This window comes from Bacillus sp. PPSBB_11, from assembly GCF_038023285.1.
Lineage (GTDB): Bacteria > Bacillota > Bacilli > Bacillales > Bacillaceae > Bacillus > Bacillus altitudinis.
On the sequence record NZ_CP150633.1, the window covers coordinates 783,914 to 796,760 of the forward strand.

At 47.9% G+C, this 12,847-nt stretch carries 16 protein-coding genes; 1 reads left to right on the forward strand and 15 read right to left on the reverse strand.

From position 1 onward, the window contains the following. Window positions 1-6: 6 nt before the first annotated feature. The 14 genes from V7L95_RS03940 to terL form a co-directional block, all read right to left on the reverse strand. Window positions 7-1,926 (reverse strand): phage tail tape measure protein, encoded by a 1,920-nt coding sequence (locus V7L95_RS03940; protein WP_340968093.1) that lies wholly within the window; start codon window positions 1,924-1,926, stop codon window positions 7-9. A gap of 330 nt (window positions 1,927-2,256) precedes the next feature. Continuing rightward, window positions 2,257-2,640 carry a hypothetical protein gene (locus tag V7L95_RS03945; protein ID WP_340968095.1) on the reverse strand — a complete coding sequence of 128 codons (384 nt, stop codon included), beginning with the start codon at window positions 2,638-2,640 and terminating at the stop codon, window positions 2,257-2,259. Window positions 2,641-2,696: 56 nt separating this feature from the next. Further along, on the reverse strand, window positions 2,697-3,239 hold the full coding sequence (locus V7L95_RS03950) for a hypothetical protein (RefSeq protein WP_340968098.1): 543 nt from the start codon (window positions 3,237-3,239) through the stop codon (window positions 2,697-2,699). Window positions 3,240-3,281: 42 nt separating this feature from the next. Beyond that, window positions 3,282-3,656, reverse strand: a complete 375-nt coding sequence (locus V7L95_RS03955; protein WP_340968102.1) for a minor capsid protein — start codon at window positions 3,654-3,656, stop codon at window positions 3,282-3,284. Beyond that, window positions 3,656-4,066, reverse strand: a complete 411-nt coding sequence (locus V7L95_RS03960) for a hypothetical protein (RefSeq protein ID WP_340968104.1) — start codon at window positions 4,064-4,066, stop codon at window positions 3,656-3,658. The genes V7L95_RS03955 and V7L95_RS03960 overlap by 1 nt, the downstream gene beginning before the upstream one ends. Then, a complete protein-coding gene (locus V7L95_RS03965; RefSeq protein ID WP_340968106.1) occupies window positions 4,063-4,401 on the reverse strand; it encodes a hypothetical protein in 339 nt (112 codons plus the stop codon). Before V7L95_RS03965 ends, V7L95_RS03960 begins: the two co-directional genes overlap by 4 nt. Further along, window positions 4,402-4,788 carry a hypothetical protein gene (locus tag V7L95_RS03970; protein WP_340968108.1) on the reverse strand — a complete coding sequence of 129 codons (387 nt, stop codon included), beginning with the start codon at window positions 4,786-4,788 and terminating at the stop codon, window positions 4,402-4,404. A 15-nt stretch (window positions 4,789-4,803) separates the two neighbouring features. Beyond that, window positions 4,804-5,025, reverse strand: a complete 222-nt coding sequence (locus tag V7L95_RS03975; protein ID WP_340968110.1) for a hypothetical protein — start codon at window positions 5,023-5,025, stop codon at window positions 4,804-4,806. A 55-nt stretch (window positions 5,026-5,080) separates the two neighbouring features. Beyond that, window positions 5,081-6,172: a DUF5309 family protein gene (locus V7L95_RS03980; RefSeq protein WP_340968111.1), complete on the reverse strand. Its 1,092-nt coding sequence runs from the start codon at window positions 6,170-6,172 to the stop codon at window positions 5,081-5,083. Window positions 6,173-6,229: 57 nt separating this feature from the next. Continuing rightward, complete coding sequence (locus tag V7L95_RS03985; RefSeq protein WP_340968112.1) at window positions 6,230-6,913, reverse strand: Clp protease ClpB; 684 nt, start codon at window positions 6,911-6,913, stop codon at window positions 6,230-6,232. Between the two features lie 63 nt (window positions 6,914-6,976). Continuing rightward, window positions 6,977-7,807, reverse strand: coding sequence for a phage minor capsid protein (locus tag V7L95_RS03990; protein ID WP_340968113.1), 831 nt, complete (start codon window positions 7,805-7,807; stop codon window positions 6,977-6,979). Further along, window positions 7,807-9,408: a phage portal protein gene (locus V7L95_RS03995; protein WP_340968118.1), complete on the reverse strand. Its 1,602-nt coding sequence runs from the start codon at window positions 9,406-9,408 to the stop codon at window positions 7,807-7,809. Before V7L95_RS03995 ends, V7L95_RS03990 begins: the two co-directional genes overlap by 1 nt. 3 nt (window positions 9,409-9,411) lie before the next feature. Next, entirely contained in the window at window positions 9,412-9,837 is a 426-nt protein-coding gene (locus V7L95_RS04000; protein ID WP_099496794.1) for a phBC6A51 family helix-turn-helix protein, read from the reverse strand. 17 nt (window positions 9,838-9,854) lie between these two features. Then, window positions 9,855-11,621: a phage terminase large subunit gene (gene terL, locus V7L95_RS04005; protein ID WP_340968120.1), complete on the reverse strand. Its 1,767-nt coding sequence runs from the start codon at window positions 11,619-11,621 to the stop codon at window positions 9,855-9,857. Between the two features lie 101 nt (window positions 11,622-11,722). Here terL and V7L95_RS04010 point away from each other — a divergent pair, with 101 nt between their 5' ends. Beyond that, a complete protein-coding gene (locus V7L95_RS04010; protein ID WP_144625193.1) occupies window positions 11,723-12,268 on the forward strand; it encodes a tyrosine-type recombinase/integrase in 546 nt (181 codons plus the stop codon). A 15-nt stretch (window positions 12,269-12,283) separates the two neighbouring features. On the opposite strand, the gene V7L95_RS04015 is transcribed toward V7L95_RS04010, so the two are convergent. After that, window positions 12,284-12,529 (reverse strand): hypothetical protein, encoded by a 246-nt coding sequence (locus tag V7L95_RS04015; RefSeq protein WP_340968121.1) that lies wholly within the window; start codon window positions 12,527-12,529, stop codon window positions 12,284-12,286. Window positions 12,530-12,847 lie beyond the last annotated feature (318 nt).

The following is a 12,847-nucleotide window of genomic DNA, read 5'->3' on the forward strand; positions in this document are numbered from 1 at the left end:
ACCGTATTACCAAAATCTATGGTTGAATCTCGGGGACAAGGCAATGCTTTTCTCAATACCTTCAACAACCTTAAGTTGATCCGCCACAGCTTTTTCTTTGGAGACCCGTTGTTCTGTAATTTCATTGATCTCTTTCTGTACTTGCGTTCTCTTTTTTAGTTGGCCTTCCATGTTCCGTTCTGCGATTGTCTTTTGCTTTTCGAGTTCTAAGCGCAATTCTTCCGCCTTCTCCGCACTCAACCGTTTCATCGCCTCGGTGTTCTTCGCAATCGCATTACCTTGAGCCGAGAAAGCCGCTTCCGTTTCCGGAGACTTCTTGATGATCTGATCGTTCAACTGTAAGAAACGATCAAACTCCTCATTCGTTAGGCCTGAACTTTTGCGGAGGCCGTCTTGCTCGGCGTTTAGCTTTTTAATCGCAGCCGAATCTTTTTCGTTAGCCAGCGCGTCCTTGTTATCTAAATAACGCAATAGTTCGTCGTTCGTCAGCTTCATCTTCGCCTGCAAACCGTCGTACTCTTTAATCGTCTTGTTGATTCCGTCGACTTCCTTTTGCTTCGCGTTTGCCGCTTCGAGGCTGACGGTGTTCATCGCTTTATAACCCGCAGAAACCCCGACTAATAAGCCGCCAAGAACCGAAAGGCCCGTTATAATCCAACCCGCCGGACCCATCGCTGCGAATAAGCCCCGCAATGCAAAGCCGAGTTTGACTACCGAAGCAGCCGTCAGAGCGATCGCCGCCGACGTCCCTACCATCGCAAGACCTGTCGCTACGACGCTAGGGTTGACCTTACTGAATACTCCGACCAACTTCGTACCTTGATCGACGATTGACCGTATATGCGGTAAGAATTCGTTTCCGAGCTTAATGCCGACGCCTTCGAGTGCCGACGTGAACTCCTCGAATGAGCCTTTAAGGTTATCCATCTGCGTCTTAGCCACACGATCAGCCGTTCCGCCCGACTCTTCTAGCGACTTCGTATACGACTTTAACGTTCCTTCACCTGCGGATAGTAACGCCGCAAATCCGGACGCAGCTTCTGTTCCCACTAATGATGCGACTGCCGCCGTCTTTTGCGCTTTCCCTAGATGACCTAGCTTCTCGTTTAGATGCCCGATAATTTCTGGTATCGGCTTCATCTTTCCGTCGGCTTGTTCTACTTCGATTCCATACGCATGCATCGCTTTGGCTGCGCGCCCTACTGGATTAGCGAGTCGCAATAGGCCCGCTCGTAATGCCGTACCAGCCATCGATCCTTGAATACCGGCATCTGACATTTTCGCAACGGCAGCCGCGGTTTCCTCGAACGTGAAGCCGAGCGACGTCGCAACCGGTGCTACGAATTTCATGGCGTCGCCGAGCTGTAAGAGATCCGTGTTTGCGCTCGTCATCGTTTTAACTAACACGTCAACTGCGTACGTTGAATCTTCAGATGCGATTCCGAAGCCTGTCATGATATTCGATACGATGTCGGCGGATGTGCCCATGTCAACGGAAGCCGCTGCCGCCATGTTTAGGACGGCCGGTAGCGAGCCGATCTGATCTTTAACGCTGAAGCCCGCCATCGCAAGGTACTGAAGTCCTTGCGCCGCTTCAGTCGCCGTATATTTCGTCGATTCTCCGAGGTCCATCGCAACTTTCTTTAGGTTCTCGAAGTCCTGTCCGGTAGCTCCCGAAATCGACTTAACCTTCGCCATTGCTTCCTCGAAGTCGGCTGCGGTCTTGACCGATACACCGATGCCCGCGACTACTGCGCCACCTACCGCTAGGGCCGCCGTCTGAACGATTCCCATCTGTGTACTTAACGACTTGGCTGAATTGCTCATTTGCTGCATTTGGTTCTCGGCCTGAGAGACGCCAGCGCTAAATTGGCTCGATTCTAACGTTAAACGGGCGACGATTTCACCTACTGTAGTACCCGACATTCGTTTTCCTCCTTTCTTCCGTTATTTAAAAGAAGTTCCGCAATTGCTCGAACTTATCTCGGTCGAATTCGTTACGTTCTACATAACCGGCTTGTTTGCGAAGGTCTGTTAACATGCGTTGATAATCCGCGTCTTCCATAGCGCGCCCTTCAGTGCCGACGAGTGTCGATATCATAGAGAGCCGTTCAATTGCGTTAGACTTCGTCTTTGAACGTAGGAACTTCGGAATGTCGACCATGAAATAATCGTTTTCGATCTGTCGCTGAGTAACGCCCAGCAAGACCGCCGCATCTATCAAATAATCATCGATTGTGTACTCGCCTTCATCCGCTATTCTGTCGGTGCTTTCGGAAGAAGGCTTTTCAGGTTTTTTGCTACGGACTGCAAACGGTTCTTCTCAACTACTGCGATTAGAAAATCAATAATTTCGTCAGTTCCGACGTTTTCGAGAACGTAGTCTTCATCAAGTCCGGAAAGGACTGCTACGATTTTAGCGACTTCATCCATCGCCAACTTAGCCGCAGCAACTAACGTAGAAGCAAAGTCGTCCTGACCGCTAGTGCTTAAAACCGTAATGAATAAATGCGGCAAACGATCGACTACCTCGAAAAGTTCCTTCCATTTGACCGGCGTTAGCTTCGGTACTCGAACCGTTTTATCGCCGAGTGTAAGTTCGCTTGATACCTTTTTCGTTCCGATACCAAATAAGCTCATTGCGTAACCTCCTTTCAAAATAAAAAGACACCGCCACTAAGCGATGTCTTCCGTTGTTATTCTGCTGATTCGTCTCCCATAATAAATAGGTCTCCGTCGTTGTCCGTATCGGGATACGCTTTGAACGTCAGATTTGCGATACGCTCATCGTCAGAGTTATACGTATACTCCGGATCTGACATAGCACCTGCAAGGGGAATCGTGATGTAATCGTTTGGCGTAGTTCCTTCAGCTGTGGGTTTAATGATGAGCTTTTTGGCCGCTGCCAACATATCGAATCCCGCTTTACCTGAAACGACTAACTTCATCTTCGCTGGGTCAGTACTGTCTTTTACGAGTCGACTATTCGGCATTGCTGCGGCTAATCTTTCTAAATCATGAAGCGCAAAAGGCACCGTTACTTCCGCATTCCGACCTTTCATCGTTGACTTGACCGGCGTGTCGCCGTATTGATCAACCGTGGTATCTTGAATCGACGTTTCTGCCTTAAAGACGATGCCGCCTTTCGTGATATCAAACGTAACTAGCTCGGAACCTTCGCCAAACTCGACGATTGCCGGACCGATAGGAACGTTAATTCCTCTAATTCCTGCTGCCATTCGTTTTCCTCCTTTTATATTTGCGCAAAATAAAAAGCGCCCCTAAGGACGCTCTACGCAATCGAAATTTAATGAATATATCGGACGATCAGATTCGTCGTCTCCTAAATACAAAGGTGCCGAGTTATTGCAGCGCATTTGTACGATCGAGCTTTCTCCGACCTGCACTTCGGACAGATTCGTAAGCGCATCGTATAGCTCAAACGCTTTGTCTTCCGTACCTGCGCCGTCTCTAGCTTCGCCTCGTACTAATACTTGAAAGGACGGCCGCTTTAGTCCGGTGTACTTCGACGTTGGAAATCCACCCGTCAACTTAACCGAAATTGCGGCGCCTTTACTATCCACCGGAAATTTATTTACGTAATATTTTCCGTCAACTTTCGACTCAATGAAATCGATAAGCTCGCCTACACGCATTAGATCAGCCCCCTACGAACGCCTTCAGCGATCCAGCGTACGTATTTCTCGGCATTTCCTTTTAACGGTCGTTCGAGGTACTTGTTCCCGACTTCATACCCGTCGATGCCGCCCGCTGCTTGCGATGCCGATCCGAGGTTATAGTCCATTTCGTGGGTCCATATCGCGTAGTTGAATCCGCCTTCTACTGCTCGGAAAGAAACGTCCACGACCGCTTTGCCTTTCGCCAGCTTATAGTTCTTCTTGATACTCGCGCGTAAGGTTCCTTTGTCAATCGGCGCGATGTTCTGCGCAATCCTACCGAGATCGTCGCCGGAATCCCCTAACGCTTGGGTGGCGCTTTCTAGGGCGCTTCGACTAGCGTTGTTAATGCCGGTTATGAAACTACTCGCATCAAACGTAAAACTCATAGATACACCTCCGTCAGTAACGCCTTGCCGTCGATATGTCTCTTAACGTTGATTTCCTTCGGTCTCTTCTCCATCGTTTCTCCGAGTTCATTCGTATAAGAGATTACGTCGGTATAGCGCACGTCTGCAAGTCGATCTAATAGAATACGAGCCGATGCGACGGCTTCTTCGGATTTAACGACGCCATTGTTGCGCGCCTTGACTGCGGACGACCCTTCGTCGATACGGCATTTAAGCGTAAATTCGGCGCCTTCTGTACTCGGATTTCCCCACCGATCTATCTCGTCAGATGGACGTTTTACCGTAATAGTTTGACGCATTGGAAACATCGCCATTTACAGCACCGTCCTTCTGATTCGCTTGCCGCCGAATTTGACGTCGTTTTCTTCTTCTATAGCTACGATCGATTCTTTCGGAATCAAGTCTTCGTCTTCCACTCGCAATGTGTCCTTATAGTTAAACGAGCCGACTCCGGTGATCGAGAACGAAGAAATACCGTGCTTGTTCAGTCGGTTCGTATCGTTGTACGCGATAGCCAATACGTTAACAAACTCGTAAACTGCTTTGTCGGGAATGACGTACTTAGAAAATACGCGCGTCAAAGTCGAAGAGGCCCGATTCAATAACCGCTCCTTCTTCGCCTCGTCTGCGTCGATCCAATCCTCGGTATCTACTAAAAACGTATTGATATATTCGTTTGCACCTTCGACCGTAGCCGCCATTCGCCCCACCTCCTGTTATTTTGCGGAGGATTTCTTGGCGGGCTTTTTAGCTGGCGCCGGCTTCGGTTTATCCTCCGTTTTTGGTTCGTCTTCAGCCGTGCAAACGGCGTCGACGAGTGCGGTTAATACCTCGATCTCTTCTGGATCTGTAGTCGTGTATATGCCGCCCGAAAACTTCCGCGGCGCACCGCCTACATAAAACGTTAATTCTTTGTATCGTGACTCAAACGTTGCCAAGTCCGCATTACCTCCGTTCTATCAAAAAAGTAAAGCCCGCGAGTGCGGGCCGGTATTACTTAGCGCCTTTGATGCGTGCGTGAGCCGGTTCTTGAAGGAATTCAAGCGTGTACTCACCGACAAGCATGCCTTGGAAGTAGTCGCCTTTTTTGCCGAGGTATTCGTGGCTCATATCACGCGTCTGTAAAGGACGGATTGCGATACGGTTTTTATCTACGATAAGCACTTCGTCAGCCGCCAAGTTGTCGTTAATAGATACTGGGAACTCGCCGAAATCAGTCGTTAAGAAGTTAACAACAGTGCCGCGGCTTGCTTCGCCCTGGTTAAGTCTAACTAACGTCTTATCGAATTTAGAGATGATACGTTTTTGCTTCGCAGGCACGATGATTTCGTACTGACCGCCGGACTTGAAGCCGCCTTTAGAGTAGATCGCCTGAACAGCGTCATTGATCGCTTCTAGCGAAAGCTCTTGGCCCGCAAGATCAGTGACGTTAGTTTTGATGAAGCTACGGATGCCGTTCATTTGGCGTACTAAGCCATTCTCATAACGAATGCCGCCGATAAACGCTTTTTCCATTTGAAGCGCTAGTTCAAGCTGTTTCTTTTGCTTTTCGTATTCGTACATATCCGCGATACCGTGGTTAGCAACAGCCGCAGCAGTACCGGAAATTTCTACAGTTTCGTCAAAGATTTGCGTAATGTTCGATACGCGCTTACGTGGCTTGTAGCGACCTTGTCTAGCGTCAGCGCCTTCCGAACCTTCTACGAATTGAACTTCGACTTTCTCATTCGCAGTGACAGCAGCCGCAGTAGTGTTAGCGTAGCCTCGAACGACCGTTAACTCCTTCGCAGACTTATTAACCGCGGTAACAAGCGCTAGTTCTTCGCCAAGTTTAATAACGTGTCCATTACGGAACGGCTCAACGGACGATACTTTTAGAACTGTTGCGTCGGCTGCTGCTGCGTCAGTAACGTTGCCTTCATACGCAAACATTTCGTCCTCGAACCATTGATGCTCAGTTTGCGTTACTGGATTAGAAAAACCAAGCATCGCAAGCAACGGCGTTTGGTGCGGATTTAAAAGTAGTAATTCGTCTTGTACCGATTCTGTTTTACCAATTAAATCTTTAGAGAAAATCTGTGACATAAAAATATGTCCCCCTTTGTTTGTTTTTATTAAAAAAGACACCTAATTAAAGGCGTCTCATTTTCTGAACTGTCTTTTCAGTTGTGCTACCGCAGCTCGATCCTCTACGCGGCCGCTCTTACGTGCTTTTTCCTCTGCTTCTTTAATAAGCTGATCCGACGTTTTGTCGATCTTATCCGTCCCTGAATTCGTACTCTGACCGATTGGCTTCGGCTTTTGCGCAATAAGGAACGGCTTTTCTTCTACCAACGCCTTTACTACGTCCTCGACTCCGACAACCTTCCCGTCTTCTACCGAAACGCCGCTTAAATCAGCCAAGCGCAATGCATCGTCAAGATACGCGATATTGGCCGACGTCGCCGACTTAATGAATGCGTTCGTAATCTTTTCTTGTTCGCCCGCTTTTTTAAGATCCTCGATTTGTTGCGTTAGGGTTTTCTCAACCTCCGACTTTGCTTCGAGTTCCTTCTTAATGCGGTCAAGTTCCGTTAGCTCTGCGTCTGCCTTTTCTTGCTCCGCTTTCTCATACGCCGTCAACTTCTCTTTTAAAGCGCCGTAATCTGCGTATTTAGATTCCGTACGGCTAACGCGTTTGGTAATAATCGAGTCTAGTTCTTCCTGCGTGAGTTCGAGCTTCTTCGGCTGATCATCGGCTGATTGCTGCGTCTTTGGCTCCTCGACTTGGCCTCCGCCCGCTTGATCATCTGCGTCAAATAACGGCATAAATCGTTTTACAAACATATCGTCCTCCAACCGTTTTAAGGCCGTCGCCTATTAGATAAAACAGCCGTTTAGTTTAACGTCTTAACGTTCGGACAATAAACCGACATCTCTAATAGGTGAATATACGTGCTTGCATCGCGGATGAAATATCTCACCCGTCGCCTGCAATTCGTCGTAAGTTAAATAAGGGCCCGGCGCATCTAGCGTAAGTTTCATGATTTCGCCCTCGTGAAATCGGCAATAATCGGAAGCCCCATGCGATGATATTTGCGCATACAAAACGCCACGATCGACGGCTTCATTAGTCGTTGCTTCGCGGTATGTCTGCATCATTTTCGTTCGGGTCACCATATCGGCGTATACTTCCGGTTTCCACCGCCGTCCTTTTGCGTCGACGATTCCGGTCATGACCGATTCTTTGAGACGTTTTTTGATGTCGTCTCGGATCGTCCGTCGTCCGTTTGTGCCCGACGCCATGTTGTACTTAATAGAATCGGAAACGGCACGGCGAACCGCGGCTTTCGTTTTCCGATCTACGTTCTGTGTGACGGCTAAGAGATCCGCTTGCGTATCCGCAATAGCAGCCGCGACCATCACTTCGTTTAACTCGTTGAACTTTACGATAAGAGCCGCTTGTTCAACTGATTCCGCAATCTTAAGCGAAACAAGCGTATTGATTACGCCTTCTCGCGCCGCAATAGGTACGTTTTCACTAACCCACCGCGCCGACTTCGTATCAAGGTCGTCTAAAATACGGCTGATAGACTGCAACGTAGCGAGCGCATTGGCTCGTCGGAAATCCGAAATATCAACGCGATCAAGCTCGGCGAGAATGTCTTTGATGGCGGAACGATAATAGCCGGCAAGTTGTTTCGTCTGATAATCGTAGTTAGGCGCCGGTACTTTCGCCATTACTCATCGTCCTCGGGTTCCGGCGGCGATTCCGGCTCATTAAAGATCGACGCATCTACGAAGCCATTTGCGGATGTTTCGTCTTCTTCAATGCGTCGCATGATTTCGTCGGCCTTTTCGTCATCGACGTCATCCATCGCCTTTATTGCGCCTCTAACGTCAATAGTCGGCTTGCCTGCCGTTCTGATCTCCATGATTTCCGCAAGTTCTTTTTCATTCTGCGGAATACCGTCGTTCCAAATTGCTCTAGGATAAACGGCTTCGTCAATCTTGATTCGTTTGACCGCTTTCTCTAGAAGCATGCACGTCCATAGCGCATCTCGGACCGCTTTATCGTAGTGCGCACGAATTCGCTTCACTTTCGAAAGAATCGGCATGAAACGGGCTTTGATCGCAGCACCGTCTGTGTGTGACGTACCTGTTCCGCCTGAATTGTCGCCTGACATCGTAGTTCCGAAAAGCCACTGAGGCGTCTCCGACATCATAAATACGTTACTAAACAGCACGTCTAGTTCCTTAAAAGCCGCGTCTAGCTGCGCTTGCCATACCATATAGCCAGGCGTTACATCTTCTTTTCCGACCGTTATATAAGCGCCGCCGAACTGAACGGTGTTCCCATCGTCTTGAATCTCCGGCCCATACGCTGTAGGATCGCTGTGTTTCCATAAAATATAGTCGATCTGCACTAGCCGGTCGTTAATCGCAGCAAACACCGTCTCTAACTTCTCTAATCCGCCGATGCCGAAGAATTCGTCGTCAATTGATTTGTATGGTACGTGAAAGACCGGTATATGCGGCAAATGCGTTTCTTCGATGTCTTCTTCTCGTCCCGTCGGTAATTGTTTACCGATTTTATATACGGATACTGGTGTACCCGTAGACGTATCAACTCCGTTTTCGTACAACTGGTATCGCGAATAAATGATGTAGCCCGGAACATGTCGTTCAACGTTTAAAAACGGAATCTCCGTCTTTTCCGTCTCGACCCATTCGACCTGCGCAATATTGACCGCCTTTAGTTTCTTTATGTTCCCGACGCTGAACTCCGGAAAGACTGCGCCAGCGCTAACGTGTTCAATAATTGCTTCCATTTCGGCATCTGCCGGTACAGGTAAGCCGAGCTTCTCAACTTCCGAAAAGTCTTGACGGTAGCCGTAGCGCACCTTAAACCACGAATCGCCGCGGAATCCGTTGGCCGTTGCGCTTTCGTGAAGAAGTTGATTAATATCGTTTTCCTCTACATAGCGATTGAGTGCTTTTTGCTCTTCGCTGTCATCAGGAAGGCCACTTTCGAATTGAACCGGTTCGCCTACTAGTAGGTCAGCCGGCTTTGTGACGAGAATGTCGGCAAGATTGACCGCGATATACAGCTTTTTTAACTGCTCGCCCTGCGGCGAATCTTTAAGAATGTCGGTCGCACGTTCATAGACGTCTCGGTGTCGTCCTTCAAACAACTTTTTCATGCGTCGATATTTCGCTAGCCGTTCAATTGAGTCAGCCGGAGGAAACTGTGCGCCGGGTCGGATGATGCTGTACGTTTTAGTATGCGATCCGTCGTCGGGTTCGTGGTTGCGGTGCTTAAAAAAGTCCGTAAAACCCATCGCTTATTCCTCCTTCAAAAGATCGTCTAATTCGTTAGTTAAGGCGTTTATATCCTCGATTGTTTGATTATCCGATGTGTTGTCGGTGATAATCTGTCTATCCGCCAACTTACCGATTAATTTCGTGTAAATTTCGATAGCCTTCATCGACGGTTGTTTTCCTCGTATTGAGCGCATCAACTGACCGTAGACTTCCGCTTGATGACTCGCTAACATCTCGTCAGCAAGTAAGCCCATGTACTCGATAAAGACTGGATCTTGTGTTCGCCAACGATACAATCCCATACGCGACATCCCTAGTTCTTCGGCTAGTTCCGCTTGCGTTTTCTTCGCGCCGTCTTCCGGCATTATTTCATTCATGGCACATGCAAGGGCCGCTTTCCTTTTTTCATACGATAGCTTTGCTTCTAGTTTCTTTTTTAACGACATTTAACGTCCTCCTTCCGTTACATATACTTCGGTTTCGCTTTAATCACCGTTTTAGCTCGTTTACTGACACTCACCGCCATCTCTAATGCATCCGGTAGGTCATCGTGCCAATTAGATCCATACCGTTCAAACTGTTCGAGTAAAAGCGTTTGACTGCGATGGAATTCGATCTCGCCTTTTTCAATCTGCGGCATTAGCGCTTCTATACGTAAGGCTTTCCGGGACCGCTGATTGATTTTGGAAACGCGAGTAGTTGACGGATATCCTTTTAGCGCTAATTCACGTTTGATAGCGTCAACGAACCATTCTTGCGCGTTTTGCGATTCCGCAGCGATACGGTCCGGCTGGTACTCCATAACCTTCTCGACAATTACCTCGAGAAATTTGTCCGGGTGTAGCCGTTCACCATAAGCATCAATAACGTATATTTTTCCAGTCTTTTTATGTTTGGCTATTGTAGCAATCGCGGAAAAGTCGCCTTTCTCTTTTCCCATCGCAAAGTCGATTCCCATATAAATATAGAATTCTTTATGGTTAAGTCTGAAATCCGTCCAATACGAAAAGGACTCCGGTTTAAATATCTGCGAATCCTCATCGATTGGGTTATTCATAAACTCGGTATTGAAAGCCTTTGTGCCGATGTTGACTTTTTCAATCATCAGCGCAGCTATAGGAAATCGTCCAGGCCACAAAACCTCGGCGCCTTCGTCCATTTCCGCTTTGTGTTCCTCGTAAAAACGCATTGCAGCGCGCGCATTCGGAGTAGACATCGTGTCTTCTGATTCCGCCTGCATCATTTCTTCGACTTCTTTATCGCTGGGAACGTACTCTTTGTAAATACGTTCGAACTCCGCCCACAAATCGGTTCTATTCGGCGGTTTGATGATCGCCGGAAAACTATTCTTAATAAAATCGCGACGTTCGTTCAATACGTAGTTCAGCAAACTATCGAAGTGTACAAGTGTTCCCATGAAAATAAACGCAGTTTTCGTAGGATCACCCGCAGGCATAAGGTCTTGGTTAAGCCAATCCTTAGCCTTCTGACGCAGTTCAGGCGTATTGTTCGAGTCAAGCGACTCCAAGTCGTCCAATAGAATTAAATCCGGCCGCTGAGAACCATTACGGAAACCACGGATCTGTGTTCCGAGCGACGTCGCTTCCATTTTGATGCCGGTCGTTGTAATAAAAGCCGTTTCGGAATCCTTTTCGTTGCGCGTTTTCTGCTCGTACAGGACTTCGCCAAAGTCTTCGCGTAGCTTTTGGTTGTATTTAAGCTGCCCGGCGACCCATTTAATGAACTTAATCGAGCCGGCGTTCGTTTCCGAGATAATCAAGATCATGCGCCGTTTTTTATAAACGATTTCATGTACCGGAAATCCGTTCGATAGGTACGCCGACTTTGCGTGCCCCCTCGAAGCCGCCCATGCGATACGGGCCGTTTTATTTCGGTTAGATACCGAGTCGAGTATGGACGATAGTTTTCGGTGAAAGTCCGGCGCGTCGTCCATGTCTACTGCGGTCGTCGGTACGAGATTATCCGGATTGCCTGGGTTCCGCGCTTCCGAAAAGTATTCGTAAAAGAAATACAGCATATCGGTCTCGGCGCGATGGACCCGCTTAAGCTTGATTAATTCGTCGCGATCCTTCCGCATAAGATCGACGTGATATTCGGTGTGTTTGCCGGCTTGGATAATGTCGCGCAGTTTCTTCAGCCGTTCCGTTACGGCCTCTATCCGCGCTTGTCTTTCTTCACGTTCTAAAAACTTGCCGTTAATAAACGCCAAACTACCGCCTCCTTCCCGTCTATTTTCCGTTGACTTGCCGAATTCGATATCGTATAATGAATGTAACTTAAAAATAATTAAAGTACATTGGAGGAATACGAATGGCTAACGCAGTGAATCCGATCAAAAGTAAACGCGATTTCAATAAACTAAAAAACGCTCTCAAACCGGGGCGCGACCGTCTGTTATTGCAACTTGGAACGGCTTTTGGGCTTCGTATTTCCGACTTACTTTCGCTTAAGATCGGCGATCTTCGCGGCCAAACGTCTCTTAAAATAACCGAAGCCAAGCGTAGCAAAACGCGTGTCATTACGTTTTCAGCCGCCGTCAAAAAGCTCGTCAATGAACTCGAAGGCGCTGACGATGACTACGTATTTGCCAGCCGTAAGGGCGACGAGTCGATCAGCCGCGTCCAGGCATATCGGATTCTAAACGAAGCCGCCGAGCGCGCCAAGATCGCTGAAAAGATCGGCAAGATCGGTACTCACACGCTTAGAAAAACGTTTGGATACCGACTATATGAAATGGACATCGCAGTAGATCGTATTGCGGCGATTCTTGGTCATTCATCCGAAAAAGATACGCTGAAATATATCGGAATCACGGCGGACGAGATTTCGGTTGCATACGAGAGCATCGCGATTTAAGTCGTGGTGCTTTTTTTATTTACGAGTATATCTAACGAGAGGTACCGTTCCGTACCCACCGCTTTCTCCGCTGAAGATAATCGGTTCCTTACTTTGCATTTCTTTCTCGAATTCTTTCATCGCCGACTCTAATTCAGCCAACGATTTCGTCGCGTCTTTTGCTGCGCGCTGGACCGCTTTGAGGCCTTTGATAGCCTCCGAAACATCTACGTCTACTTTTACGTTTAAATTGCCGACTGATTCGCGGTTGTTTTCCGCCATTCACGTCATCCCCTTTGTCCGTTTTATTGCTGCGCGTTTAACGCAAGCACAAAAAGACCTCCGGCGTTGACCGGAAGCCTCGTTCTGATTAAGTGAGCACTTTACTAGATTATTTGAAAATTCTGTAGTAATATGAAAAAGTATTAAATTTGGAAAATCTTAATCTTCGAACTGGCAGTGCATGAGGTCTGTTAGCTCAGTTCACATAAATCAATGTGATTTGAGTTGGCGGACTTCTACTGGAATTCGCGATCCAGGTAAAGTGTCTGCTAAAGGAGGTTCCTGCTTTTGCAGAATCAATTTCAAGAAAAAAAGACG

Bases quoted from the DNA above. Each gene is read 5' to 3' on its own strand.
- V7L95_RS03940 (WP_340968093.1), bottom strand. From the start codon at position 1,926: ATGTCGGGTACTACAGTAGGTGAAATCGTCGCCCGTTTAACGTTAGAA.
- V7L95_RS03945 (WP_340968095.1), bottom strand. From the start codon at position 2,640: ATGAGCTTATTTGGTATCGGAACGAAAAAGGTATCAAGCGAACTTACA.
- V7L95_RS03950 (WP_340968098.1), bottom strand. From the start codon at position 3,239: ATGGCAGCAGGAATTAGAGGAATTAACGTTCCTATCGGTCCGGCAATC.
- V7L95_RS03955 (WP_340968102.1), bottom strand. From the start codon at position 3,656: ATGCGTGTAGGCGAGCTTATCGATTTCATTGAGTCGAAAGTTGACGGA.
- V7L95_RS03960 (WP_340968104.1), bottom strand. From the start codon at position 4,066: ATGAGTTTTACGTTTGATGCGAGTAGTTTCATAACCGGCATTAACAAC.
- V7L95_RS03965 (WP_340968106.1), bottom strand. From the start codon at position 4,401: ATGGCGATGTTTCCAATGCGTCAAACTATTACGGTAAAACGTCCATCT.
- V7L95_RS03970 (WP_340968108.1), bottom strand. From the start codon at position 4,788: ATGGCGGCTACGGTCGAAGGTGCAAACGAATATATCAATACGTTTTTA.
- V7L95_RS03980 (WP_340968111.1), bottom strand. From the start codon at position 6,172: ATGTCACAGATTTTCTCTAAAGATTTAATTGGTAAAACAGAATCGGTA.
- V7L95_RS03985 (WP_340968112.1), bottom strand. From the start codon at position 6,913: ATGTTTGTAAAACGATTTATGCCGTTATTTGACGCAGATGATCAAGCG.
- V7L95_RS03990 (WP_340968113.1), bottom strand. From the start codon at position 7,807: ATGGCGAAAGTACCGGCGCCTAACTACGATTATCAGACGAAACAACTT.
- V7L95_RS03995 (WP_340968118.1), bottom strand. From the start codon at position 9,408: ATGGGTTTTACGGACTTTTTTAAGCACCGCAACCACGAACCCGACGAC.
- V7L95_RS04000 (WP_099496794.1), bottom strand. From the start codon at position 9,837: ATGTCGTTAAAAAAGAAACTAGAAGCAAAGCTATCGTATGAAAAAAGG.
- V7L95_RS04010 (WP_144625193.1), top strand. From the start codon at position 11,723: ATGGCTAACGCAGTGAATCCGATCAAAAGTAAACGCGATTTCAATAAA.
- V7L95_RS04015 (WP_340968121.1), bottom strand. From the start codon at position 12,529: ATGGCGGAAAACAACCGCGAATCAGTCGGCAATTTAAACGTAAAAGTA.